The organism is Oceanospirillum sediminis, from assembly GCF_014164585.1.
GTDB lineage: Bacteria > Pseudomonadota > Gammaproteobacteria > Pseudomonadales > Halomonadaceae > Oceanospirillum > Oceanospirillum sediminis.
Window position 1 is genome coordinate 1 of the sequence record NZ_JACJFM010000240.1, and the last position, 354, is coordinate 354.

At 46.9% G+C, this 354-nt stretch carries 1 protein-coding gene; it reads right to left on the bottom strand.

Annotated elements, in window-relative coordinates:
- Nucleotides 1-354 (bottom strand): C1q-like domain-containing protein (locus H4O21_RS24735; RefSeq protein ID WP_220495887.1); only part of this gene is annotated, 354 nt, incomplete at both ends.

Genomic DNA, 354 nt, shown 5'->3' on the forward strand with positions numbered 1-354 from the left:
TGCGCACATACACCTGGTCTCTTGACTGCAGCTGCACGAATGCTGCATTTCCTCCGTTATCAGCTGTGTCAAACTCAGACGACGTGTGATCAGACGTAATGACGACAACTTCATTGTTCTTGTAAAGAGTCAGGTGTGCCACGGATTGCCCTCCAGCATGATAGAAGATGGTAAAGTAATAAAGACCTGAAACAGGTGCAGTGAAGATACCTGTTGATGGATTGTAGGCGTTGCCGATGTTTGTTATGACAGTTTTGTACATTAAAGTTGTTGCTATGTTGAACGGTCCATAGGCCGCGCCCCCTCCTCCTAGAGCTGCAGTGAATGCCACCGTGGTTGTCTCTTTGTTTTTCA